This window comes from Ectopseudomonas chengduensis (genome assembly GCF_900102635.1).
Taxonomy (GTDB): domain Bacteria; phylum Pseudomonadota; class Gammaproteobacteria; order Pseudomonadales; family Pseudomonadaceae; genus Aquipseudomonas; species Aquipseudomonas chengduensis.
Window position 1 is genome coordinate 113,676 of the sequence record NZ_FMZQ01000010.1, and the last position, 23,443, is coordinate 137,118.

The following is a 23,443-nucleotide window of genomic DNA, read 5'->3' on the forward strand; positions in this document are numbered from 1 at the left end:
GCGGCGCATGCGCCGTATCCGCCGCATCCATTTCGTCGGGATTGGTGGTGTGGGCATGTGCGGCATCGCCGAGGTGCTGCTGAACCTGGGTTATGAAGTATCCGGCTCCGATCTCAAGGCCTCGGCGGTGACCGAGCGCCTGGAAAGCTTCGGTGCGAAGATCTTCATTGGTCATGCTGCCGAGAACGCCGAGCAGGCCGACGTACTGGTGGTGTCCAGCGCCGTCAACACCAGCAACCCGGAAGTCGCCACCGCCCTGGAGCGCCGCATTCCGGTGGTGCCGCGTGCCGAGATGCTCGCCGAGCTGATGCGCTACCGCCACGGCATCGCCGTGGCCGGCACCCACGGCAAGACCACCACCACCAGCCTGCTGGCCTCGGTGTTCGCTGCTGGTGGCCTGGACCCGACTTTCGTCATCGGTGGCCGCCTGAACGCTGCTGGCACCAATGCTCAGCTGGGCTCCAGCCGTTTTCTGATCGCCGAAGCGGACGAGAGCGACGCCAGCTTCCTGCATCTGCAGCCGATGGTTTCGGTGGTCACCAACATCGACGCCGACCATATGAGCACCTATGGCGGTGACTTCAACCGGCTGAAGAAGACCTTCATCGAGTTTCTGCACAACCTGCCGTTCTACGGCCTCGCCGTGCTCTGCGTGGACGATCCGGTGGTGCGCGAGCTGCTGCCGCAGGTTGGCCGTCCGACTGTCACCTACGGCTTTGCCGAAGACGCCGATGTGCGCGCGATCAACGTGCGCCAGGAAGGCATGCGTACCTACTTCACCGTGCTGCGCCCGGACTGCGAGCCGCTCGACGTGTCGGTGAACATGCCGGGCAACCACAACGTCCTCAATGCTTTGGCCACCATCGCCATCGCCACCGACGAAGGCATCGACGATGCCGCCATCGTCGCCGGGCTGTCGGGCTTTCAGGGTGTAGGCCGGCGCTTCCAGGTCTACGGCGAACTGCCGGTCGACGGTGGCAGCGTGATGCTGGTGGACGACTATGGTCATCACCCGCGTGAAGTGGCCGCAGTGGTCAAGGCCGTGCGTGGCGGCTGGCCGGAGCGCCGTTTGGTGATGGTCTACCAGCCGCACCGCTACAGCCGTACCCGTGATCTGTACGACGACTTCGTACAGGTGCTCGGCGAAGCCAATGTGCTGCTGTTGGTGGAGGTCTACCCGGCTGGCGAAGAGCCGATTCCCGGTGCCGACAGCCGCCAGCTGTGTCACAGCATCCGTCAGCGTGGCCAGCTCGACCCGATCTACGTCGAGCGTGGCGCCGACCTGGCGCCGCTGCTCAAACCGCTGCTGCGTGCCGGCGACATCCTGCTGTGCCAGGGCGCGGGCGATATCGGCGCGGTGGCACCGCAACTGATCAAACACCCGCTGTTCGTGGGGGAGTCGAAATGAGTTTGCACAGTACCCTCGATCCCAAGGGCTTCGGCCGCGTCGCCGTGCTGTTCGGCGGCAAGAGCGCCGAGCGCGAGGTGTCGCTGAAATCCGGCAATGCCGTGCTCAGCGCCCTGCAGGCCGCAGGCGTGGACGCTTTCGGCATCGATGTGGGCGATGATTTCCTGGCTCGTTTGAACAGCGAGAAGATCGACCGCGCCTTTATCGTGCTGCACGGTCGTGGTGGCGAAGATGGCTCCATGCAGGGGCTGCTCGAGTGCGCCGGCATCCCCTACACCGGCAGCGGCATCCTCGCTTCGGCGCTGGCGATGGACAAGCTGCGCACCAAACAGGTCTGGCACAGCCTTGGCCTGCCGACGCCGCGCCACGCCGTGCTCACTTCGCAGGCCGACTGCGAAGCGGCAGCTGCCGAACTGGGCTTCCCGCTGATCGTCAAACCGGCCCATGAAGGTTCCAGCATCGGCATGGCCAAGGTCGACAGCGTCGAGACGCTGACCGCTGCCTGGCAGGATGCTGCCCGCTACGACAGCCAGGTGCTGGTCGAGCAGTGGATCGCCGGTCCCGAATACACCATCGCCGTGCTGCGTGGCGAAGTGCTGCCGCCCATTGGCCTGGGCACGCCGCACACCTTCTACGACTACGACGCCAAGTACCTGGCCGATGACACCCAGTACCGCATTCCCTGCGGCCTCTCGGCCGAGAAAGAGGCGGAACTGAAAGAGCTGACCGCGCGTGCCTGCGAGGCCGTGGGGACTCAGGGCTGGGCGCGTGCCGACGTGATGCAGGATGCCAGCGGCCAGTTCTGGCTGCTGGAAGTGAACACCGTGCCGGGCATGACCGACCACAGCCTGGTGCCAATGGCCGCGCGTGCTGCCGGTCTGGATTTCCAGCAACTGGTGCTGGCGATACTGGCTGACAGCGTCGAGGCGAGGGGTTAAGCGATGAGCATCGCTCTGCGTCATCAGGACTCGCTGAGGGCTCCGCAACGCGGCAAGCCCGCGCCGCGTGGCGCCAGCCGTCTGGTGGCCAAGGAGCCGATGCGCCTGCGCATGCCCAAGGCGGATTTCTCCTGGGTTGGGCGACTGCTCTGGCCGCTGCTGCTGGTTGGTCTGGGCTTTGGCGCCTACGAGGGTGCGTTGCGTCTGCTGCCCTACGCCGACCGCCCGATCGCCCGCATCAGCGTGCAGGGTGATCTGGCTTATGTCAGTCAGCAGGCGGTGCAGCGGCGGATCGCGCCGTATATCGAGGCGAGCTTCTTCAGCGCCGACCTGCGCGGCATGCGCGAGGAACTCGAGCGCATGCCCTGGATCGCCCATGCCGAAGTGCGTCGTGTCTGGCCGGATCAGATCGACGTGCGTCTGGAGGAACAACTGCCCATCGCCCGTTGGGGTGACGAGGCGCTGCTCAACAACCAGGGTCAGGCCTTCGCGCCACAGGAGCTGGACAACTACCAGCATCTGCCGCAGCTGTCCGGCCCGAAGCGGGCGCAGCCGAAGGTGATGCAGCAGTACCAGATGCTCAGCCAACTGCTGCGGCCGATGGGCTTCACCGTGGTCGGGCTGCAGTTGCGCGAACGCGGCAGCTGGTTTCTCTCGGCCACCGAGAACGCCAGCGGCCAGCGCATCGACATCCTGCTGGGACGTGATCACGTGGTGGAAAAAATGCGTCGTTTCGCCGCCATCTATGAGCGGGAACTGAAAGAACAGAGCGCGAACATCGCGCGCATCGACCTGCGTTATGCCAACGGCTTGGCCGTGGCCTGGCGTGAGCCGGTGGAGCCGGCCGCGGCCGAGCAGAAAGTGAATTGAGGAGAGGCTGGACTAATGAATAGCGCGCAGAGCGGCAAGATGATCGTTGGCCTGGACATCGGCACCTCCAAGGTGGTGGCGCTGGTGGGCGAGGTGACGGCCGACGGCCAGCTGGAAATCGTCGGTATCGGCACCCATCCGTCGCGCGGGCTGAAGAAGGGCGTGGTGGTCAATATCGAGTCCACCGTGGCCTCGATCCAGCGCGCGGTGGAAGAGGCGCAGCTAATGGCCGGCTGCCGCATTCACTCGGCGTTCGTCGGTGTGGCCGGCAATCACATCCGCAGCCTCAACAGCCACGGTATCGTCGCCATCCGTGATCGTGAAGTGAGCCCGGCCGACATCGAGCGCGTGCTCGACGCCGCGCAGGCTGTGGCGATTCCCGCGGATCAGCGCGTGCTGCACACCCTGGCCCAGGATTACGTGATCGATAACCAGGAAGGCGTGCGCGAGCCGCTGGGCATGTCCGGCGTGCGCCTGGAGGCCAAGGTGCACGTCGTCACCTGCGCCGTGAATGCCGCACAGAACATCGAGAAGTGTGTGCGCCGCTGCGGCCTGGAAGTCGACGACATCATCCTCGAGCAGCTGGCATCCGCTTATTCGGTACTGACCGAGGACGAGAAGGAGCTGGGCGTGTGCCTGGTGGACATCGGCGGTGGCACCACCGATATCGCCATCTTCACCGAAGGCGCGATTCGTCATACCGCGGTGATCCCGATTGCCGGTGACCAGGTCACCAACGACATCGCCATGGCCCTGCGTACGCCGACCCAGTACGCCGAGGAAATCAAGATCCGCTATGCCTGCGCCCTGGCCAAGCTGGCCGGTGCCGGCGAAACCATCAAGGTGCCGAGCGTCGGTGATCGCCCGCCGCGTGATCTCTCGCGCCAGTCTCTGGCCGAAGTGGTCGAGCCGCGTTACGACGAGCTGTTCACCCTGGTTCAGGCCGAGCTGCGCCGCAGCGGTTACGAAGACCTGATCCCGGCCGGCATCGTCATGACCGGCGGCACGGCGAAGATGGAAGGCGCGGTCGAACTGGCCGAAGAAATTTTCCACATGCCGGTTCGACTGGGCGTACCGCACAGCGTCAAGGGCATGGGCGACGTGGTGCGCAACCCGATTTATTCCACCGGTGTGGGTTTGCTGTTGTACGGGCTGCAGAAGCAGAACGACGGCATTTCCATGTCGGTGGGCAGTCCTTACCAGGACGAAAACAAAACCCCGGTACTCGAACGCATCAAGCGTTGGGTGCAAGGCAATTTCTAAATTTGCAGTAGGCGTTACAACTAGAAAGGAAGGAGAGGGATCATGTTCGAACTAGTAGATAACATTCCGCAAAGCGCGGTAATCAAAGTAATCGGTGTCGGTGGTGGCGGCGGCAACGCAGTCAATCACATGGCCGTCAGCAACATCGAGGGCGTCGAGTTCATCTGCGCCAACACCGATGCGCAGGCGCTGAAGAACATCGGCGCACGTACCGTGCTGCAGCTCGGCCCGGGCGTGACCAAGGGCCTGGGTGCCGGTGCCAATCCGGAAGTCGGTCGTCAGGCCGCGCTGGAAGATCGCGAGCGCATCGCCGAAGTGCTGCAAGGCACTGACATGGTGTTCATCACCACCGGCATGGGTGGCGGTACCGGCACCGGCGCTGCGCCGGTGATTGCTGAGGTGGCCAAGGAACTGGGCATTCTCACCGTGGCAGTGGTGACCCGTCCGTTCCCGTTCGAGGGCAAGAAGCGCATGGTCATCGCCGACGAGGGCATCCGCGCGCTGTCCGAGAGCGTCGACTCGCTGATCACCATTCCCAACGAAAAGCTGCTGACCATCCTCGGCAAGGACGCCAGCCTGCTGTCCGCCTTCGCCAAGGCTGACGACGTGCTGGCCGGCGCCGTGCGCGGTATCTCCGACATCATCAAGCGTCCGGGGATGATCAACGTCGACTTCGCCGACGTGAAAACCGTGATGAGCGAAATGGGCATGGCCATGATGGGCACCGGCTGCGCCAGCGGTCCGAACCGTGCGCGCGAAGCCACCGAAGCGGCGATCCGCAACCCGCTGCTGGAAGACGTCAACCTGCAGGGTGCGCGCGGTATTCTGGTGAACATCACCGCCGGTCCGGACCTGTCGCTGGGTGAGTACTCCGACGTGGGTAACATCATCGAGCAGTTCGCTTCCGAGCACGCCACCGTCAAGGTCGGCACCGTGATCGACGCCGACATGCGCGACGAGCTGCACGTTACCGTGGTCGCTACCGGCCTCGGCGCGCGCATGGAGAAGCCGGTGAAGGTGGTCGACAACACCGTTCAGGTCGCCGTCAGCCAGCCGGTTGCCCAGCAGCCTGCCGCGCAGCCGCGCAGCGAGCAGTCGGTCAACTACAAGGACTACGAGCGTCCCACCGTGCAGCGCCAGAGCCATGGCGGTGCGGCCACTGCAGCCAAGCTCAATACCCAGGACGACCTCGATTACCTGGATATTCCGGCTTTCCTGCGTCGCCAGGCTGATTGATGGAATTTATCAGGAGTATATGGGTGATTGGTGTTCAGCAAAGGTCGGTTCTGCTATCATTCCCGACCATTGTTGAAAACAGTTCGCAACTAGCGATATAGCGGCCAAGCCATGATCAGACAACGCACCCTGAAGAACATCATCCGTGCCACCGGCGTTGGCCTGCATTCGGGGGAGAAGGTTTACCTGACCCTGAAGCCGGCACCGGTGGACAGCGGTATCGTGTTTCGTCGTACCGACCTCGATCCCGTCGTGGAAATCCGCGCGCTGGCCGGGAATGTCGGTGAAACCACCATGTCGACTACGTTGATCAATGGTGATGTCAAGGTGGATACGGTAGAGCACCTGCTTTCGGCCATGGCAGGCCTGGGCATCGATAACGCCTACGTCGAGCTCTCCGCGTCCGAAGTACCGATCATGGATGGCAGTGCTGGTCCCTTTGTATTCCTGATTCAATCCGCTGGCCTGCAGGAGCAGGAAGCGCCGAAGAAGTTCATCCGCATCCTGCGTGAGGTAACGGTGGAGGAGGGCGACAAGCGCGCCACCTTCATACCTTTCGACGGCTTCAAGGTGAGTTTCGAGATCGACTTCGATCACCCCGTGTTCCGCAATCGTACGCAGAGCGCCAGTGTGGATTTCTCCAGCACGTCTTTCGTCAAGGAAGTCAGCCGGGCCCGCACCTTTGGCTTCATGCGTGACATCGAGTTCCTGCGTTCGCAGAACCTGGCACTCGGTGGCAGTGTGGAAAACGCCATCGTGGTCGACGAATATCGTGTGCTCAACGAAGACGGCCTGCGTTACGAGGACGAATTCGTCAAACACAAGATTCTCGATGCCATCGGCGATCTGTACCTGCTGGGTAACAGCCTGATCGGCGAGTTCAAAGGCTTCAAGTCGGGTCACGCGCTGAACAATCGTTTGCTGCGTACGTTGATCGAACAGACCGATGCCTGGGAAATGGTGACCTTCGAGGACGCCAAACTCGCACCGATCTCTTACATGCGTCCTGTCGCGGCGGTGTAAAACCTACTCTCTTTCCAGCTTTATTTGAGGCCACCTTCGGGTGGCCTTTTTTATGGCCGGTCACTCAGTGGAGTGGGATTTTGGGCGAGGGTCTCTGGCGCCATTTGTCTGGCGCCTGCGTCGAAACGAGTTTTACCGACGAGCGGAGCGGGGGCTTATTGGTCTTTCTGCGTGTGGCTGGCCAGGCGCTCGAGTGCCGCGCGTAGCCTGGAGTCGCTGATACCTTCGGCCGTTGCCTGGATGCTTTGTGCGGCGCTATTCGACAAGTGCAAGGTGCGACCGGTTCCACGATTCTGGCCGCCTTGAGGTTGCACCTTGAACATGATTTTCGTTAAGGTCGCGAATTCTTCGAGTGCCTGTAGTTGTCGTTGCAGTCTTCTTTGCTGATAACGCAGGCGTGTTGCCCAGTGGCCATCGGTCACGATCAATAACAAGCAGCCGTCGCGCCAGGACGCTACATGACAGTGTTCCCGGGCAGCAGGCTGTAGCTGGCTATCGACAAGACGCTGCAGGTGGGTAAGGCGTTGCGCCTGACTGAACAGCGCTTTCAGGGGCTTGGCTTCGCGTAACAGCTTAGCGGGTGCCTGGGCCGGCAAGGGACGAAACGTCATGGCAGGAAGCCTTAAGTTGCAGAGCCGTCATGGTAGCAGAGCGTGCTGCCGGCCTGTGTTCTGCGAAAAGGGGAAGCCATGCATATCATCTTGCTCAATAGCCGTCACGGTTCGGCGCGAACGATCAATCTGGACCTGCGCTGGTTGCTGCTCTCGGTTGTCCTGCTGCTGGTCCTGAGCCTTGCTGCCGGTGCTGCGATGGGCGCCAAGTGGTTGACCGCCGAACCGGTGGTCGACACCTCGCTGGTCGAAGCCCTCGACCAGCAGCGCGAGCAGGTCGGCGCCGTGCGCCAGGACGCGCAACGTCAGCTCGACGCCTTCGCTGTGCATGTTGCCGAATTGCAGGCGCGTCTCACCCGGCTCGATGCCCTGGGTGAGCGCCTCACCGAACTGGCAGAACTGGACGCCGGTGAGTTCGACTTCTCCCTCAGTGTCGGTCAGGGCGGGGCGGAAGATCCGCTGGGGGCTTCGGCCTATGCGCCGCCGCCTTTCATGAACGCCCTGGATGAGCTGGCACTGCGCGTGGAGAGTCGCGAGCAGCAGTTGGAAGTGCTGGAGCAACTGCTTGGCGAGCGCCGCCTGAGTGAAGCGGAAACACTGTCCGGTCGTCCGGTCTTGCAAGGTTATGTGTCGTCACCTTTCGGCCGTCGTGTGCATCCGCTGACCGGCCGCGCCAGTGTCCACAAGGGCATCGATTTCGCGGCCAAGCCTGGCAGTGACGTGGTTTCGGTGGCGGCGGGTGTGGTGACCTTTTCCGGCAGGAAGAATGGTTACGGCAATACCGTGGAAATCAGTCACACGGATGGCTACGTCACGCTCTATGCCCACAACCAGAGCAATACCGTGCAGATCGGCGATCTGGTGCAGCGCGGCCAGACCATCGCCAAGGTCGGTCGCAGTGGTCGCTCCACCGGTTATCACGTGCACTTCGAAGTCAGCAAGGATGGCCGACAGGTCAATCCCGCCCTCTATATCGCGCGTGCCAACGGCGTCGAGTGAGTCAGGGGCGATGGCTGGCCTTGAATTGCCAGCATTCATCCCCATATAAAGTTTCACGCCGCGCCCCTGGCTGACCGGGGATGCGTGGCCTGCGCCATCACACGGCAGCAACGGGCTGACAACGTCACTTTCCTCCCTGAGTTTTCCGGGTAGAATGCCCCCTTCGCCCGCAGCCATGCTGGCTGCCAGGTCGCGATTTGCGCCGACCTCCATCCATTCGCCGGAAGATCCTGTCGATATGTTTGCGCCTCTGTTTAAAAAACTTTTCGGAAGCAAGAATGAGCGTGAAGTCAAACGCTTGCTCAAGGCGGTGCAGTCCGTCAACGTCCTCGAAGAGCAGATGATCGCCCTCTCGGACGAGCAACTGCGTGGCAAGACCGAAGAGTTCAAGGGCCGTCTGGCTCAGGGCGAAACCCTCGACAAGCTGCTTCCCGAAGCCTTCGCTGTGGCCCGTGAGGCCGGCAAGCGAGTGATGGGCATGCGCCACTTCGATGTGCAGCTGATCGGCGGCATGACCCTGCATGAGGGCAAGATCGCCGAGATGCGTACCGGTGAGGGCAAGACCCTGGTAGGTACCCTGGCGGTCTACCTCAACGCACTGTCCGGCAAGGGCGTGCACGTGGTCACGGTCAACGAATACCTGGCCCGTCGTGACGCCAACTGGATGCGTCCGCTGTATGAGTTCCTCGGCCTGACCGTGGGGATCGTCACCCCCTTCCAGCCGCCGGAAGAGAAGCGCGCCGCCTACGCCGCCGACATCACCTACGGCACAAACAACGAATTCGGTTTCGACTACCTGCGCGACAACATGGCCTTCAGCCTGGAAGACAAGTTCCAGCGCGAGCTGAATTTCGCCGTGATCGACGAAGTCGACTCCATCCTCATCGACGAGGCGCGTACGCCGCTGATCATCTCCGGTCAGGCCGAGGACAGCTCCAAGCTGTACATCGAGATCAACAAGCTGATCCCGCGCCTCAAGCAGCACATCGAGGAAGAGGAAGGCGTGGTGACTCAGGAAGGTCACTACAAGGTCGACGAGAAATCGCGCCAGGTCGAACTCAACGAAGCCGGCCACCAGTACGTCGAGGAAATGCTCACCGCTGCCGGTCTGCTGGCCGAAGGTGAAAGCCTCTATTCCGCGCACAACCTCGGTCTGCTGACTCACGTTTACGCCGGCCTGCGTGCGCACAAGCTGTTCAATCGCAATGTCGAATACATCGTGCAGAACGGCCAGGTGATCCTGATCGACGAGCACACCGGCCGTACCATGCCGGGTCGCCGCCTCTCCGAGGGCCTGCATCAGGCCATCGAAGCGAAGGAAGGGGTGAACATTCAGGCTGAGAGCCAGACCCTGGCCTCGACCACCTTCCAGAACTACTTCCGTCTCTACAACAAGCTGTCCGGCATGACCGGTACCGCCGACACCGAGGCCTTCGAGTTCCGCCAGATCTACGGTCTGGACGTGATGGTGATCCCGACCAACAAGCCGGTCGCGCGCAAGGACTTCAACGACCTGGTCTACCTGACCCAGGAAGAGAAGTACCAGGCGATCATCGCCGATATCAAGGACTGCCAGGCCCAGGGCCGGCCGATCCTGGTGGGTACCGCCACCATCGAGACCTCCGAGTACGTCAGCCAGTTGCTGAATCAGGAAGGTATCGAGCACAAGGTGCTCAACGCCAAGTTCCACGACAAGGAAGCCGAGATCATCGCCCAGGCCGGTCGTCCGGGTGCGCTGACCATCGCCACCAACATGGCCGGTCGTGGTACCGACATCCTTCTCGGTGGCAACTGGGAAGTGGAAGTCGCGGCGCTGGAAAACCCCACCGACGAGCAGATCGCGCAGATCAAGAGCGAGTGGCAGAAGCGTCACCAGCAGGTGATCGAAGCCGGCGGCCTGCATGTGATTGCCTCCGAGCGCCACGAATCGCGGCGTATCGACAATCAGCTGCGCGGTCGTGCCGGCCGTCAGGGTGACCCGGGTTCCAGCCGCTTCTACCTGTCGCTGGAAGACAACCTGATGCGTATCTTCGCCTCGGATCGGGTGAAGAACTTCATGAAGGCTCTGGGCATGCAGTCCGGCGAGGCCATCGAGCACCGCATGGTCACCAACGCCATCGAGAAGGCCCAGCGCAAGGTCGAGGGCCGCAACTTCGACATGCGTAAGCAACTGCTCGAATTCGACGACGTGGCCAACGAGCAGCGCAAGGTGATCTACCACATGCGCAACAGCCTGCTGGCTGCCGAGAGCGTTGGCGACACCATCGCCGAGTTCCGCGAGGAAGTGCTGACCACCGCAGTCAACAACCATATTCCGCCGCAGTCGATGCCGGAGCAGTGGGATGTCGCCGGTCTGGAGTCCACCCTGCAGAGCGATTTTGGCATCAAGCTGCCGATCCAGCAGTGGCTGGATGAAGACGACAAGCTGTACGAAGAAACCCTGCGTGAGCGCATCCTTGCCGAGCTGCTGGCTGCCTACAACGAGAAGGAAACCCAGGCCAGCGCCGAGGCTCTGCGTACCTTCGAGAAGCAGATTCTGCTGCGTGTGCTGGACGATCTGTGGAAAGACCACCTGTCGACCATGGATCACCTGCGTCACGGGATTCACCTGCGTGGCTACGCGCAGAAGAACCCCAAGCAGGAATACAAGCGCGAGTCCTTCGCCCTGTTCCAGGAACTGTTGGAGTCGATCAAACGCGATGCCATCCGCGTGCTCAGCCACGTTCAGGTGCGTCGCGAAGATCCGGCCGAAGAAGAAGCTCGTCTGCGCCGCGAAGCCGAAGCCATGGCCGAGCGTATGCAGTTCCAGCACGCAGACGCCTCGGCACTGGCGGCTGAAGAGAGCGATGGCGCAGAAGGAGACGTTGCCATGGCCGCCGCTCCGGTACGTGCCGAGCAGAAGGTTGGCCGTAACGAGCCGTGCCCTTGCGGTTCGGGTAAGAAGTACAAGCACTGCCACGGTCAGATCGGCTGATCGGATCGCTTGCAGTAGCGGGCGCTTCGGCTATGCTGCCAGCGCCCTGACAACGCCGCGAACGGCCCAGCCGCTCGCGGCGTTTTACCATCTCATTCGGTCGCCGAAGCGATCACCGTATATCTGAAGGAGCGCATCTCATGGCTGTTGGTCTTGGCCCGCTGTCTACCCTGCACCCGGTTCCTGGTTTCGAGCTGGGTATCGCCTCGGCCGGCATCAAGCGTCCAGGGCGCAAGGATGTGGTGGTGATGCGCTGTGCCGAAGGCTCGCGTATCGCCGGGGTGACCACCACCAACGCCTTCTGCGCGGCCCCTGTACTGATCACGCGCGAGCGTCTGGGCGGCGAAGTGCGTTACCTGCTGACCAATACCGGCAATGCCAACGCGGGTACCGGCGCTGATGGCCTGGCCCGTGCGCGTCGCTCCTGTGCGCGCCTGGCTGAACTGACCGGTGTTACCGAAAGCGCCGTGCTGCCGTTTTCCACCGGTGTGATCGGCGAGCCGCTGCCGGTCGAGAAGATCGAGTCCGCGTTGCAGGCCGCGCTGGATGACCTCAAGGCTGACAACTGGGAAGCTGCCGCCACCGGCATCATGACCACCGACACCCTGCCCAAGGGCGCCAGCCGTCAGTTTCAGCACGATGGCGTGACCATCACCGTGACCGGCATCTCCAAGGGCGCCGGCATGATCCGGCCGAACATGGCGACCATGCTCGGCTACATTGCCACTGACGCCAAGGTCGCTCAGGGCGTGCTGCAGGATCTGGTGCGCGACGCGGCGAACAAGTCGTTCAACCGCATCACTATCGACGGCGATACTTCCACCAACGACTGCTGCATGCTGATCGCCACCGGCCAGGCGGCCCTGGCGGAAATCACCGAGGCTTCTGGCGAGCTGTTCGCCAAGCTCAAACAGGCGGTTTTCGAGGTATTCATGGAGGTGGCGCAGGCCATCGTCCGTGACGGTGAGGGCGCGACCAAGTTCGTCACCGTGCAGGTCAACGGTGGCGGCACTCATCAGGAGTGTCTGGACGTGGCTTATGCTGTGGCTCATTCGCCGCTGATCAAGACCGCGCTGTTCGCCTCCGACCCGAACTGGGGGCGGATCCTCGCTGCTGTCGGCTATGCCGGCGTACCGCAGCTCGACGTGAGCAAGATCGACGTGTTCCTCGGTGAAGTCTGCATCGCCAGCAAGGGTTGCCGTGCGACCACCTACACCGAAGAGCAGGGAGCGGCGGTGATGGCCCGTGAGGAAATCACCATCCGTATCGAGCTGGGACGCGGCACCTGCAGCGAGACCATCTGGACCACCGACCTGTCCCACGAGTACGTCAAGATCAACGCCGAATACCGCACCTGATCGCGTCCTGCTCGTCCGTATTCCCGCGCCTCATGACCTCATGACGCGCGGGAATTTGCTATTCGGGAGGCAGGCTTTTAACGTCGAGTGACTTCATTCCCGAGGACGCGCGAGATGGCACTGAAACTGGTGATTGGCGACAAGAACTATTCCTCCTGGTCGTTGCGCGCCGCTCTGGCGGTCGAGCTGGCCGGTGTGGAATGTGAAGAAGTGCTGGTGCGCCTGTATCAGCCCGACAGCCGCGCGCAATTGCTGCGGCACTCGCCCACCGGCAAGGTGCCTGTGCTGCTCACCGAACAGGGACCGGTGTGGGATTCCCTGGCGATAGCCGAATATCTGGCCGAGTGCTACCCCGAGGCGCAGCTGTGGCCGCAGGATCGCCAGGCCCGTGCCTTGGCACGTAGTGTCTGTGCGGAGATGCACAGTGGCTTCAGCGCTCTGCGCAGCCACCTGCCGATGGATCTGGCGCGTGACAAGGCGCTGACCGAGCTGCCGGACGCGGCGCAGGCCGATATCGATCGTATTTGCGCGATCTGGGCCGATTGCCGCGAGCGCTTCGCCACTTCAGGCAACTATCTGTTTGGTCAGGCCAGCATTGCCGATGCCTTCTATGCGCCGGTCGCCGCGCGTCTGCGCAGTTATCATGTGGTGCTACCGACAACGGCAGCGGCCTATGTCGAAACCATCTACCGTTGGCCGGCGTTCCGGCGCTGGTATCAGGCAGCATTGCAGGAGGTAAAGGGGTGAAGCGCGTTCATGTCGCAGCAGCGGTGATTCGGGGGGTCGATGGACGCATCCTGATCGCCAGGCGAGCCGATGACAAACACCAGGGCGGTCTGTGGGAGTTTCCCGGCGGCAAGGTGGAGGACGGTGAGGCGGTGCGGATCGCCCTCGATCGTGAACTGCAGGAGGAACTGGGGATTCGTCCGCAGGCTGCGCGCCCGCTGATCCAGATTCGCCACGACTACCCGGACAAGCAGGTGTTGCTGGACGTCTGGGAAGTCTTGGCCTTCAGTGGCGAGCCGCATGGTGCCGAGGGCCAGCCATTGGCCTGGGTCAGCGAACGGCAGTTGCTGGAATACGAATTTCCCGCGGCCAACAAACCCATAGTCGCTGCCGCGCGCCTGCCCGAGCGCTACCTGATCACCCCGGATGGCCTGCAGTCGAGTGAGCTGCTTGCTGGCATCCGCAGTGCGCTGGCGCAGGGGGTAAGGCTGATTCAGCTGCGCGCGCCGAACATGTTCGACCCGCAATACCGCGACCTGGCTGTCGACGTGCAGGGCCTGTGTGCCGGCAAGGCGCAACTGATGCTCAAGGGACCGCTGGAGTGGCTGGGGGATTTTCCCGCGGCTGGCTGGCACCTGACGGCCGAACAGCTGCGCAAGTATGCCGCTGGCGGCCGCCCTTTCCCTGAGGATCGCTGGCTGGCGGCGTCTTGCCATAATGCCGATGAGCTGGCGCTGGCCACGCAGATGGGCGTGGACTTCGTCACCCTGTCCCCCGTGCAGGCGACCGCGACTCATCCCGAGGCGCAGCCGCTGGGCTGGGACGCTGCAAGCGAGATGCTGACCCATTTCAACCTGCCGGCTTATCTGCTGGGCGGCGTCGGCCCGGCCGATATCGAACGCGCCTGGCAGGTTGGCGCCCAGGGCGTGGCCGGTATCCGCGCGTTCTGGCCGGACAGCGCCTTGTAGGAGCGAGCTCTGCTCGCGAACATCGGCGAGTCTAAGAAGCTTCGCGAGCAGAGCTCGCTCCTACAGTCTATACCTGAGGTTGCATGCAGGCAGGAGGCAAGGAATGCCCATTACCATACGTCTCATCTGCGCAGCGGTCGCTTTTCTGAATCTGGCCGCATTTATTCGATTACAGCCGTTACCCACTGTAGACAACCTTGATTTCACGACTTTTTTGTGGGACGGCTGCTGATCGACGAATTACGTCTTGCTGAGGAGCAAGACCTCGCCACCTCATTGTGCTGGGTTGTGATGCCGGATCACTTTCACTGGTTGCTTCAACTGGGGCAGTGCGACTTGGAGAAGCTGTTGCAGCAGGTTAAGTCGCGCAGCGCCAAGGCAATCAATCAGCGCTTGCAACGCAGCGGTAAGGTCTGGCAGTCCGGCTACCATGACCGGGCTTTACGCCGGGAGGATGATGTACGTGACATCGCTCGTTATATCATCGCCAACCCGCTGCGGAGCGGCCTGGTAACGCAACTGGCCAATTATCCCTTGTGGGACGCCGTATTTCTGTAGGAGCGAGCTCTGCTCGCGAACATCGGCGAGTCTAAGAAGCTTTGCGAGCAGAGAACTAGGCGTCCCCCTCGCTCCTACCCTCCGTCTACATGTGAGGTCGCGAGCTACGGTTTGTCTGCCGCCTTCCACAGCACCTCGGCAATGCCCTGGCGCTTGGCGATCAGGCGGGCCGCGACGAACAGTAGGTCGGAGAGGCGGTTGACGTAGGCCAGGCCCTCACCGCGTAGCGGTTCCACGGCGTTGAGGTGCTGGCAGCGGCGCTCGCTGCTGCGCGCGAGGCTGCGGCACACGTGGGCTTGGGCGATCAGCCTGGAGCCGCCAGGCAGGATGAAGTTTTCCAGTGGCCCGACCTCTTCGTTCCAGTTGTCGATGGCCGTCTCCAGGCGCTGCACTTCTACCTGCTGCAAGGCCTGGTACTCGGGCATTGCCAGTTCGCCCCCGAGATCGAACAGACGGTGCTGGCAGGGGCTCAGCACCTCGCTGATCTCCTTGAGTGCCGGCCAGGTCGTGGCGGCATCATCCAGTTCGGCAAGCAGCAGGCCGAGCTGGCTGTTGAGCGTGTCCAACTCGCCTATGGCTTCGATGCGTGGGTGGTCTTTGCCGACCCGGCGGCCGTCGGCCAACCCGGTTTCGCCTTTGTCGCCAGTGCGGGTGTAGATCTTCGAGAGGCGAAAGCCCATGTCTCAGAGTCCTGTGTGATCGGGCAGCGAGGCCAGCGGCAGGCGCAGGGTGAAACAGGTGCCCTGGCCGGGCGTCGAGTGCACTTCCATCTGCCCTTTATGATTGTTGGTGATGATGAAGTAGGAGACCGCCAGGCCGAGTCCGGTGCCCTGACCCACCTCCTTGGTGGTGAAGAAGGGTTCGAAGATGCGTTTGCGCACCGCCTCGCTCATGCCGGTGCCGTTGTCTTCCACCTGGACCTCCGCCCAACTACCGGCCTGTCGAGTGCGCAGGATGATGCGGCCGGGCTCGGTATCCTCGTCGCGCTGGTGAATGGCCTGGGCAGCGTTCTTCAGCAGGTTGAGCAGCACCTGCTCCAGTTCGTTGGCGGTGCCGGCTACCGGGCCCAGTAGCGGATCGAACTGGTGCACGATCTCCAGGGTCTTGAAGTCGAAGCTGTCGGTCAGATCGAAGTCATTGCCGGCGATCTCCAGTGCCTGATCGATCAGTGCCGGCAGATCGCAAGGCGAAAGCTGGCGGTCGCTGCGGCGGCTGAAGCTGAGCATGTGGCTGACGATCTTGGCGGCGCGCTGGCCGGCCTGCTGGATGCCGTCGAGCAGGCGCGGTACCTCACGGGCCTCCATATAGTGCTCAATGGCAGGCAGGCTGACGCCGGCCTGCTCGGCCTGTTCGACATTCTTTTCCAGACCCGGCGACAGGCGCCGGCGGATGTTCTGCACGTTATGCAGAATGGCGCCGAGCGGGTTGTTGATTTCGTGTGCCATGCCCGCCGCCAGGCCGCCGACGGAGAGCATCTTCTCCGACTGCACCATCATTTCCTCCAGGGCCAGGCGCTGGGTGATGTCGTCGATACGGATCACCACGCCCCGTCCGGCGCTGCCCATCAGCGGGTAGAAGGTCAGGGCGTAGTGGTGGGGCTCTTCATCCTTGTGCCAGGTGACACGCTCGATCTTCTCCACACGATGTTGCTCGGCGGTGCGTTTGAGCTGCGCAAGAAAGGGTTTGAGTGGCGGGAAGGCGAGAAACACCGGCTGGTTCAGCGCTTCTTCCAGGCGCGTACCGGACAGGGCGCTGGCTTCCTGATTCCACTGCGTCACGTAGAGCTGTTCGTCGAGGGCGATCAGCGCCGAAGGCATGGAGTCGATGATGCTGTTGAGGTAGTTCTGAAAGCCGGTGAGTTTCTTCTCGATCTTGCTGCGCACCTGCACCTCCAATTCCAGCTTGCGGTTGGAGTGGCGGGTTTCCTCGGCCAGGCTCTGCGCCTGATCGAAGGCCTGCTGGGCGTCGTCGCGGGCACGCTTGAGCTGCTGCTCGCGGGCCTCCATGCGCATCAGCATGGTATTGAACGCATCGGCCAGGCTGCCGATCTCGTCCTGATTGCCGCGATTGGCGCGCAGCGCATAGTTCTCTTCGCGGGTGACCTGGCGTGATAGTTCTTCCAGGCGGCGAATGGGTTTGGTCACCAGGCGTTTGATCTGCCTGGCCACCAGCATCCACAGCAGCACGCTGAACGCCAGAATCACCAGGCTCGCGGTCAGGGTGCCGGTATAGAAGGCACCAGGCAATTCGCTGGAAGCCACCAGCAGCAGGGCGCCGGGGCGACCGCTGGGGTGCGGCAGGTCGACCAGCAGGTTGGTGCGAAAGGCCGTTTCGCGCCAGTTCTGCAGATGGCTCAGTTGCTGCGGTAGCTGCAGTTTTTCGCCGCGTTGCAGTTGTGCCAGGCTGTTGCCATTGCTGTCGTAGATAACCGCTGCACGCAGGGGCGCGTAATCGTCCAGGCGTTTGAGCAGGGCTTCGGCCGAGGCGGACGAGTGCAAGGCTTCCTTGCTCAGCGTCGGGCTGGCGATAAGCCGGCCGAGGGTGTGCAGGGCCTGTGGCGCCATGCTCTCCTGGGTGATCCAGTAGGCTGCACTGATGAAAGCCAGATTGGCCACCAGCATCACGGCGGCGAGCAACACCAGCAGTGCGGCGAGCAGTTTGCGGCCCACTGGCAGGTTTTCGAGGCGCTGACGCAGTCTCATGAGGGTATCGTTGTGACGAGTGAGGACGGCAGGTTAGCGCGGCTGTCAGGCCATTGCCTACTGCCAGTGTAGGGCGGGTGCAACCCGCCAAGCTGCGAGTGATGGGTTGCACCCGCCCTGCGTACTCAAGCGAGAGGCAAACCCCGTTCACGCAGGTGGCTCAGCAGGCGCTGCTGCAGATGCTGCAGGTGCGGCACATGCAGCTGATGACGCTGCGCCGCTGCGCAGGCGTAGCCAAGCAGATAGCTGATCTCGGTGCGACGTCCCTGTGCAACGTCCTGGTGCATGGAGGAGTAGTTCGCCGCAGTGGCGCTGATCACGCGCTGTACCTCTTGATGCAGATTCTCTGCGGCTGCGGGCTGGCCGCAGCGTTGCAGCAGCTCGTCGAGTTCGGCGCACAGGGTGGCGACTTCGGCAGGGTGCTCGGTCAGGCCACCATTGCGACAGTCGTGCAGTACGGTGAGCGGGTTGATCGCGCAGTTCAGCGCCAGCTTGCGCCACAGGCGCGTGAGGATATCCGGGCTCCACTGGTGAGCGATGCCCGCGCACTGCAGCTCGTCCAGCCAGGTTGGTGGCTGGGGATCGCTCGGGTCACCCAGCCAGTTGTGGCCATTGCCGGCGAACACCACCTGAAAATCGGCGGGACGAAAAGCCCCTTCGGTGCTGGAGACGAACAGGCAACGTTGCTTGGGTAGGCGTTGGGCAACTTCATCCTGGCTGCCCAGGCCATTTTGTAACAGCAGCAGCTCGGCGCCTGGGGCAAGACGTCCGGCGATGGTCGCTACCGCGCTTTGCGCGTCATAGGCCTTGCAGGCCAGCAGCAGGCGATGGATGGGCGTGTCCGCTTGTGGCAATTCTGCAGGAATGGCGTACTGCATGGGCTGGCCCGCTTCGACCAACGTCAGGCCGCCGGCCTGGCGATAGGCTTCGAGGCGTTGCCGGTTGCGCAGGATCAGCCTGACTGGCAGGCCGGCACGGGCCAGGCGTGCTGCCCAGAGGCTGCCGAGACTGCCAGCGCCGAGGATGTGCCAGGTCACGGCAGAGGCAGGCGCATGGCTGCCACCCGGCCGCTGGCGTAAGACTCTGGCAGCAGATTTTGCGCATGCTGAATCAGTTGTTCGGTATCGGTGGGTAGCGCCTTGGCATCCAGACCGACCAGGCTGATGCCGGCTTTCAGCGTAATGAACCCTTCGCTGGTCTTGAACGCTTTGTAGTTGAGGCCTTCGTGCAGGCGCTTGAAGCTGCTCGGCGAGCACTCGTGCAGGTCGTCGAGCAGGGTGATAAGGCCGAAGTGGTTGTCATCCAGGCGCGTCAACACGTCCAGTGGCCTGACAAGCTGCTGCAGGCGCCTTGCGACGCCATGCAGCAGTTCGTTGAAGAAGCGGTCACCGTACTGGTTGCGCAGCTGACCGGCGTCCTGCAGGCCGATCAGCAGGTAGCACACGGCGCCGCCGCGCGATTCGATCTGGCGCAGGCTGTCGGTGAGCTTCTGGCGCAGATAGCGCGGGTTGCCCAGGCCGGTGAGTGGATCGACCAGATTGCGTCGCTCCAGGCTGGCGATGTTCTGCGTCAGCATGCGGTTTTCGTGCAGCAGGCGTTGCAGGGTGTTGCACAGGCGATCGGCGGCGTACACACGTGGCACCAGCTGTTCGTTCATCGCCGCCTTGCTGATGAAGTCATCGACGCCGCGGTCGAAGGCTTCGCCCAGGACGTTTTCGCCTTCCTTGCCGGTCAGCAGGATGATGTAGGTGTAATGGTCGGCGGTCTCGTCCAGCTGACGCACCCGCGCGGTCAGCTCCAGGCCGTCGATCTCGGGCATCAGCCAGTCGGCCAGCAATACGCTGGCCGGGCGCTGCTCCAGCTGCTGCAGGGCTTCGCTGGCGCTGCTGGCAAAGCGCACGTCCTGGTAGCCAGCCTGGCTCAGTGCACGGCCAATCATGGCGCTGGAGAACTTGGCGTCGTCCACCACCAGGATGCTGAGATGGGGGTTGGGCATGGTACTGGCTCGCAGGCAGGAGGGAAGGACGCCAAACGGCGTTTATCAGACTGGTTATAATGGGCCCGCCATAGTTATCGTCAAGTCAGGCGCGTTCACTCCGTGAAGAGGATCGCGCCGTCCATCAGGAGCCCACTCATGCCTTCGTTCGACATCGTGTCTGAACTGGACAAACACGAACTGACCAATGCGGTCGACAATGCCATCAAGGAGCTCGACCGCCGTTTCGACCTGCGTGGCAAATGCAGCATCGAGAGTAAGGACAAGGCGCTGACCTTGACCGCCGAAGCCGAGTTCATGCTCGAGCAGATGCTCGACATCGTGCGCAGCAGCCTGATCAAGCGCAAGATCGACTGCCAGTGCATGGAAACCAAGGAACCCTACGCTTCGGGCAAGGTGATGAAGCAGGAAGTCACCTTCCGCGAAGGTATCGACAAGGAGCTGGCGAAGAAGATCGTCGCTCACATCAAGGACGCCAAGCTCAAGGTGCAGGCCGCCATCCAGGGCGAGCAGGTGCGTGTCACCGGCAAGAAGCGCGATGACCTGCAGGAAGCCATCGCCCTGCTGCGTGGTCATGAGTTCGGCATGCCGCTGCAGTACAACAACTTCCGCGATTGAACCTTTGTGATGCTGAGGCGTCGCAGGCTAGGTTGATAGCATTCTGACCGCCATGGCGGTTTCGTTTCATGCACAGGAAAACGGGAGTACCCCTATGGAGATGAACGTCGACGAACTGGTCAAGCTGTCCGAGGCCTGGCTGCCTGTGGTGCTTGAGTACAGCGGCAAGCTGACCCTGGCACTGATCACGCTGCTGATCGGCTGGTGGCTGATCAGCCGGCTGATGTCGAGCATCGAGAGCATGCTCGCAGCGCGTAAGGTGGACCGCGCGTTGAGCAGCTTCATCAGCAGCCTGGTCAGCATCGTGCTGCGCATTCTGCTGCTGATCAGCGTGGCGTCGATGATCGGTGTGGAGACCACTTCGTTCATCGCCATGATCGGTGCGGCGGGTCTGGCCATCGGCCTGGCTTTGCAGGGCAGCCTGGCCAACTTCGCCGGCGGGGTGCTGATCATGCTGTTCCGCCCCTTCCGCGCGGGTGACTGGATCGAGGCGCAGGGCGTTTCGGGCAGCGTCGACAGCATCCAGATCTTCCATACCACGCTGAAAACCGGCGATAACAAGGTCGTCATCGTGCCCAATGGCAGCCTGTCCAACGGCCACATCACCAACTACTCGCGTGAGCCGCGTCGGCGCGCCGACATCAATATCGGCATCGACTACTCCAGCGATATCAAAAAAGCGCGCGAGGTGCTGCTGGAAATCGCCCAGGACCCGCGTGTACATGTCGATCCTGCGCCGGTTGTGTTCGTGACCGGGCTGGGTGACAGTGCGGTGAACATCTCGCTGCGCGTATGGGTGGCGACTGGTGATTTCTGGCCGGTGACCTTCGAGTTCACCGAACTGGCCAAGGAGCGTCTGACCGAGGCGGGTATTGGTATTCCGTTCCCGCAGCGGGTGGTGCATCTGGCCAAGGCTGATTGACACTCACCACAAAAAAGCCCCGGTCGATCCGGGGCTTTTTTCTGCCTGGTGTCAGGCTTGCTCGACAGCAGACGGTGTCGTCTCAGGCCGCGCTTGGCGTTTGTCGCGGCGCCACTGAATGATGATAAGCAGCAGTGTCGGTATCCCCATCAGCGCCGTGGCGAGGAAGAAGTGGGCGTAGCCGAGGCTTTCCACCATCACGCCGGAATAACCACCGATCAGGCGCGGCAGCAGCAGCATGATGGAGCTGAGCAGGGCGTACTGGGTGGCCGAGAATTTCAGGTTGGTCAGGCTCGACAGGTAGGCGACGAACGCCGAGGTGGCCAGGCCGGCGCTGAAGTTGTCGCAACTGATGGTGACGATCAGCATGTTCAGGTGTGGGCCCATGCCCACCAGCAGCATGAACATCAGGTTGGTGGCCGCCGATGCGGTGGCACCGATCAGCAGAATCGGCATGATGCCGAAACGCACGATCAGCAGCCCGCCGACCCCGGCGCCGAGCAGGGTCATCACCAGGCCGAAAATCTTGCTGACACTGGCGATCTGCTCCTTGGTGAAGCCCTGGTCGATATAGAAGACGTTGGCCATCACCCCCATTACGGTGTCGGACAGGCGATAGGTGGCAATCAGGCTCAGCAAGAGCAGCGCCTGCCAGCGATAGCGCACGATGAAGTCGTTGATCGGCGTCAGCACCGGGGCCATGCCGCCCCAGAACAGGCTGGAGATGGACAGGCCGGTGAGCAGGGTATAGAGCAGTGCACGCAGGAAGGCGCGGTCGTAGTAGAGCAGCTCCTGCAGGCTTATCTGGCCCTGGAACACCAGCATCAGGTCACTTTCGTAGAACTGGGTGACCATGGCCGGGATGGCGATCAGCAGGATGATCAGCAGCAGCACGGACAGCAGCTGATGGAAGAATCCATACCTTGCCGCTGCCGTTTTCAGCACCGGCGCCAGCCCACCCCAGAACAGCCCGGAGGCGCACACGCAGGCCAGGGTGCTGTAGAGCAGCGCACGCAGGAAGGCGCGGTCGTTGTAGAGCAGCTCCTGCATGCTGACGTCGCCGAGCAGCATTGGCATCAGATCGCTCTGATAGAACTGGATGAACATGGTCGGCACGGCGATGATCAGCACGATCACCGCGCTGATCGCCAGCAGTTGGTGGAAAAAGCCATGCTTGGGTGGCGCGACATTGATGTGCGGAGGTGCTGGCGGCTCGCGCATCCAGATGGAGGTGAGCAAGCCAGGCAGCATCAGCAGGGCGAAGACCATGTAGGTGCCGGTCCAGGCGCTGAACTGGTAGTCCTTGGCGGTCGAGCCGAAGCCTTCGGCGAAATACAGCGCGCCGGCGGTGGCCAGCAGCGCGGCGACGCGGTAGCCGGTCATGTAGGCGGCGGCCAGCGCAGCCTGATGCTCATCGCCGAGGATTTCCAGACGGTAGGCATCGACGGCGATGTCCTGGGTGGCCGAAGCGAAGGCGACCAGCACGGCCAGGGCGATCAGCGTCGAGAGGTGCGTTTGCGGGTCGTAATGCGCCATGCCGATCAGGCCGATGGCAACCAGGCCCTGTGACAGCACCAGCCAGGAGCGGCGCCGGCCAAGCTTGCCCAACACTGGCAGGCGCCACTGGTCGAGCATCGGGGCCCAGACCCATTTGAAGGCATACGCCAGGCCGATGAGGCTGGCAAAACCGATGGTCTCGCGTGCTACGCCGGCTTCGCGCAGCCAGACCGACAGGGTCGAGAACACCAGCATGTAGGGCAGGCCGGCGGCGAAGCCCAGAAGCAGCAGCGCCAGTGTGGCGGGGTTGGCGTAGGTGGCGAGGGCTTCTCGCCAGGATTTGCGTGGCATCAGGCTCGAATTTGGGCTGGAGGGGTGGTTCGTAGGGCGCACTCTAACTGCTGTGCTCCATCGGGCGCCAGCCGTGACGACGCATATCCACACGTTCGTTCAGGATGCTGATGCCCTCCGCCCGCAGGCGCGCCCGTTGTTCGGCGCCCGCCGGGCTGCCAGCGCTCAGGCTGAGACGGCCGCCTGCGGCAATGACGCGATGCCAGGGCAGGGTGGTGCCATCGGGGAGTTGGCCCAGGGTACGACCGACCCAGCGTGCGGCGCGGCCCAGGCCGGCCAACTGCGCCAGCTCGCCGTAATTGACGACCTTACCGGCCGGCACCTGTGCCAATACCAGGTACAGCGCTTCGCGGCGTGCCTCTGCGCTTGCCGGTGGCGAGGCCGGCCATGCAGACTCTGCGGGTTTAATCCTGCCCATGGGGTGC

19 protein-coding genes and 2 pseudogenes are annotated in these 23,443 nt (G+C 62.7%); 14 read left to right on the top strand and 7 right to left on the bottom strand.

The window, feature by feature from the left end; translation table 11 throughout:
* Window positions 1-7 precede the first annotated feature (7 nt).
* From murC to lpxC, 6 genes are all read left to right on the top strand, one after another.
* Window positions 8-1,408, top strand: coding sequence for a UDP-N-acetylmuramate--L-alanine ligase (gene murC, locus BLS08_RS16460; RefSeq protein ID WP_178112491.1), 1,401 nt, complete (start codon window positions 8-10; stop codon window positions 1,406-1,408).
* Window positions 1,405-2,346 carry a D-alanine--D-alanine ligase gene (locus BLS08_RS16465; protein ID WP_072423033.1) on the top strand — a complete coding sequence of 314 codons (942 nt, stop codon included), beginning with the start codon at window positions 1,405-1,407 and terminating at the stop codon, window positions 2,344-2,346. The genes murC and BLS08_RS16465 overlap by 4 nt, the downstream gene beginning before the upstream one ends.
* Window positions 2,347-2,349: 3 nt before the next feature.
* Window positions 2,350-3,216 carry a cell division protein FtsQ/DivIB gene (locus tag BLS08_RS16470; RefSeq protein WP_021488110.1) on the top strand — a complete coding sequence of 289 codons (867 nt, stop codon included), beginning with the start codon at window positions 2,350-2,352 and terminating at the stop codon, window positions 3,214-3,216.
* Window positions 3,217-3,231: 15 nt separating this feature from the next.
* On the top strand, window positions 3,232-4,479 hold the full coding sequence (ftsA, locus tag BLS08_RS16475) for a cell division protein FtsA (RefSeq protein ID WP_017678973.1): 1,248 nt from the start codon (window positions 3,232-3,234) through the stop codon (window positions 4,477-4,479).
* A gap of 42 nt (window positions 4,480-4,521) precedes the next feature.
* Window positions 4,522-5,715, top strand: coding sequence for a cell division protein FtsZ (ftsZ, locus tag BLS08_RS16480; RefSeq protein WP_021488111.1), 1,194 nt, complete (start codon window positions 4,522-4,524; stop codon window positions 5,713-5,715).
* Between the two features lie 111 nt (window positions 5,716-5,826).
* A complete protein-coding gene (gene lpxC, locus BLS08_RS16485) occupies window positions 5,827-6,738 on the top strand; it encodes a UDP-3-O-acyl-N-acetylglucosamine deacetylase (RefSeq protein ID WP_017678975.1) in 912 nt (303 codons plus the stop codon).
* A 155-nt stretch (window positions 6,739-6,893) separates the two neighbouring features.
* Here the strand turns inward: lpxC and BLS08_RS16490 are convergent, their stop codons facing one another.
* On the bottom strand, window positions 6,894-7,349 hold the full coding sequence (locus BLS08_RS16490; protein ID WP_090336926.1) for a DciA family protein: 456 nt from the start codon (window positions 7,347-7,349) through the stop codon (window positions 6,894-6,896).
* 78 nt (window positions 7,350-7,427) lie between these two features.
* On the opposite strand from BLS08_RS16490, the gene BLS08_RS16495 reads away from it, so the two are divergent.
* From BLS08_RS16495 to BLS08_RS16520, 6 genes and pseudogenes are all read left to right on the top strand, one after another.
* Entirely contained in the window at window positions 7,428-8,348 is a 921-nt protein-coding gene (locus tag BLS08_RS16495; protein WP_045734160.1) for a M23 family metallopeptidase, read from the top strand.
* 238 nt (window positions 8,349-8,586) lie between these two features.
* The gene (gene secA, locus BLS08_RS16500; protein ID WP_090336927.1) at window positions 8,587-11,322 is read left to right on the top strand and encodes a preprotein translocase subunit SecA; all 2,736 of its coding nucleotides are present in this window, start codon (window positions 8,587-8,589) and stop codon (window positions 11,320-11,322) included.
* 140 nt (window positions 11,323-11,462) lie between these two features.
* Complete coding sequence (gene argJ / locus BLS08_RS16505) at window positions 11,463-12,680, top strand: bifunctional glutamate N-acetyltransferase/amino-acid acetyltransferase ArgJ (RefSeq protein WP_090336929.1); 1,218 nt, start codon at window positions 11,463-11,465, stop codon at window positions 12,678-12,680.
* A 114-nt stretch (window positions 12,681-12,794) separates the two neighbouring features.
* Complete coding sequence (locus tag BLS08_RS16510; RefSeq protein ID WP_090336931.1) at window positions 12,795-13,427, top strand: glutathione S-transferase family protein; 633 nt, start codon at window positions 12,795-12,797, stop codon at window positions 13,425-13,427.
* On the top strand, window positions 13,424-14,374 hold the full coding sequence (locus BLS08_RS16515) for a Nudix family hydrolase (protein WP_090336933.1): 951 nt from the start codon (window positions 13,424-13,426) through the stop codon (window positions 14,372-14,374). Before BLS08_RS16510 ends, BLS08_RS16515 begins: the two co-directional genes overlap by 4 nt.
* 69 nt (window positions 14,375-14,443) lie before the next feature.
* A pseudogene (locus BLS08_RS16520) lies at window positions 14,444-14,932 on the top strand (REP-associated tyrosine transposase).
* A gap of 104 nt (window positions 14,933-15,036) precedes the next feature.
* On the opposite strand, the gene BLS08_RS16525 reads toward BLS08_RS16520, so the two are convergent.
* The 4 genes and pseudogenes from BLS08_RS16525 to BLS08_RS16540 all read right to left on the bottom strand — a co-directional run.
* Window positions 15,037-15,612 carry a cob(I)yrinic acid a,c-diamide adenosyltransferase gene (locus tag BLS08_RS16525; protein ID WP_003459361.1) on the bottom strand — a complete coding sequence of 192 codons (576 nt, stop codon included), beginning with the start codon at window positions 15,610-15,612 and terminating at the stop codon, window positions 15,037-15,039.
* A 3-nt stretch (window positions 15,613-15,615) separates the two neighbouring features.
* Complete coding sequence (locus BLS08_RS16530) at window positions 15,616-17,634, bottom strand: ATP-binding protein (RefSeq protein ID WP_090336934.1); 2,019 nt, start codon at window positions 17,632-17,634, stop codon at window positions 15,616-15,618.
* A 125-nt stretch (window positions 17,635-17,759) separates the two neighbouring features.
* Entirely contained in the window at window positions 17,760-18,671 is a 912-nt protein-coding gene (locus BLS08_RS16535; RefSeq protein ID WP_090336936.1) for a putative 2-dehydropantoate 2-reductase, read from the bottom strand.
* Window positions 18,668-19,633, bottom strand: a pseudogene (locus BLS08_RS16540) (response regulator); the annotation flags it as partial. The pseudogene BLS08_RS16540 and the gene BLS08_RS16535, both read right to left, overlap by 4 nt.
* Before the next feature lie 135 nt (window positions 19,634-19,768).
* On the opposite strand from BLS08_RS16540, the gene BLS08_RS16545 reads away from it, so the two are divergent.
* Together BLS08_RS16545 and BLS08_RS16550 are read left to right on the top strand one after the other, a co-directional pair.
* The gene (locus BLS08_RS16545; protein ID WP_017678988.1) at window positions 19,769-20,248 is read left to right on the top strand and encodes a YajQ family cyclic di-GMP-binding protein; all 480 of its coding nucleotides are present in this window, start codon (window positions 19,769-19,771) and stop codon (window positions 20,246-20,248) included.
* Window positions 20,249-20,342: 94 nt separating this feature from the next.
* Window positions 20,343-21,170, top strand: coding sequence for a mechanosensitive ion channel family protein (locus BLS08_RS16550; protein ID WP_090336939.1), 828 nt, complete (start codon window positions 20,343-20,345; stop codon window positions 21,168-21,170).
* A 51-nt stretch (window positions 21,171-21,221) separates the two neighbouring features.
* On the opposite strand, the gene BLS08_RS16555 is transcribed toward BLS08_RS16550, so the two are convergent.
* Both BLS08_RS16555 and BLS08_RS16560 read right to left on the bottom strand, forming a co-directional pair.
* Complete coding sequence (locus BLS08_RS16555) at window positions 21,222-23,018, bottom strand: AmpG family muropeptide MFS transporter (protein ID WP_090336941.1); 1,797 nt, start codon at window positions 23,016-23,018, stop codon at window positions 21,222-21,224.
* A gap of 43 nt (window positions 23,019-23,061) precedes the next feature.
* The gene (locus BLS08_RS16560) at window positions 23,062-23,436 is read right to left on the bottom strand and encodes an MGMT family protein (RefSeq protein ID WP_090336942.1); all 375 of its coding nucleotides are present in this window, start codon (window positions 23,434-23,436) and stop codon (window positions 23,062-23,064) included.
* Window positions 23,437-23,443: the final 7 nt, after the last annotated feature.

Bases quoted from the DNA above. Each gene is read 5' to 3' on its own strand.
- lpxC (WP_017678975.1), top strand. From the start codon at position 5,827: ATGATCAGACAACGCACCCTGAAGAACATCATCCGTGCCACCGGCGTT.
- argJ (WP_090336929.1), top strand. From the start codon at position 11,463: ATGGCTGTTGGTCTTGGCCCGCTGTCTACCCTGCACCCGGTTCCTGGT.
- ftsA (WP_017678973.1), top strand. From the start codon at position 3,232: ATGAATAGCGCGCAGAGCGGCAAGATGATCGTTGGCCTGGACATCGGC.
- BLS08_RS16495 (WP_045734160.1), top strand. From the start codon at position 7,428: ATGCATATCATCTTGCTCAATAGCCGTCACGGTTCGGCGCGAACGATC.
- BLS08_RS16490 (WP_090336926.1), bottom strand. From the start codon at position 7,349: ATGACGTTTCGTCCCTTGCCGGCCCAGGCACCCGCTAAGCTGTTACGC.
- BLS08_RS16550 (WP_090336939.1), top strand. From the start codon at position 20,343: ATGGAGATGAACGTCGACGAACTGGTCAAGCTGTCCGAGGCCTGGCTG.
- BLS08_RS16510 (WP_090336931.1), top strand. From the start codon at position 12,795: ATGGCACTGAAACTGGTGATTGGCGACAAGAACTATTCCTCCTGGTCG.
- secA (WP_090336927.1), top strand. From the start codon at position 8,587: ATGTTTGCGCCTCTGTTTAAAAAACTTTTCGGAAGCAAGAATGAGCGT.
- BLS08_RS16465 (WP_072423033.1), top strand. From the start codon at position 1,405: ATGAGTTTGCACAGTACCCTCGATCCCAAGGGCTTCGGCCGCGTCGCC.
- BLS08_RS16525 (WP_003459361.1), bottom strand. From the start codon at position 15,612: ATGGGCTTTCGCCTCTCGAAGATCTACACCCGCACTGGCGACAAAGGC.
- ftsZ (WP_021488111.1), top strand. From the start codon at position 4,522: ATGTTCGAACTAGTAGATAACATTCCGCAAAGCGCGGTAATCAAAGTA.
- BLS08_RS16560 (WP_090336942.1), bottom strand. From the start codon at position 23,436: ATGGGCAGGATTAAACCCGCAGAGTCTGCATGGCCGGCCTCGCCACCG.
- BLS08_RS16555 (WP_090336941.1), bottom strand. From the start codon at position 23,018: ATGCCACGCAAATCCTGGCGAGAAGCCCTCGCCACCTACGCCAACCCC.
- BLS08_RS16545 (WP_017678988.1), top strand. From the start codon at position 19,769: ATGCCTTCGTTCGACATCGTGTCTGAACTGGACAAACACGAACTGACC.
- BLS08_RS16470 (WP_021488110.1), top strand. From the start codon at position 2,350: ATGAGCATCGCTCTGCGTCATCAGGACTCGCTGAGGGCTCCGCAACGC.
- BLS08_RS16530 (WP_090336934.1), bottom strand. From the start codon at position 17,634: ATGAGACTGCGTCAGCGCCTCGAAAACCTGCCAGTGGGCCGCAAACTG.
- murC (WP_178112491.1), top strand. From the start codon at position 8: ATGCGCCGTATCCGCCGCATCCATTTCGTCGGGATTGGTGGTGTGGGC.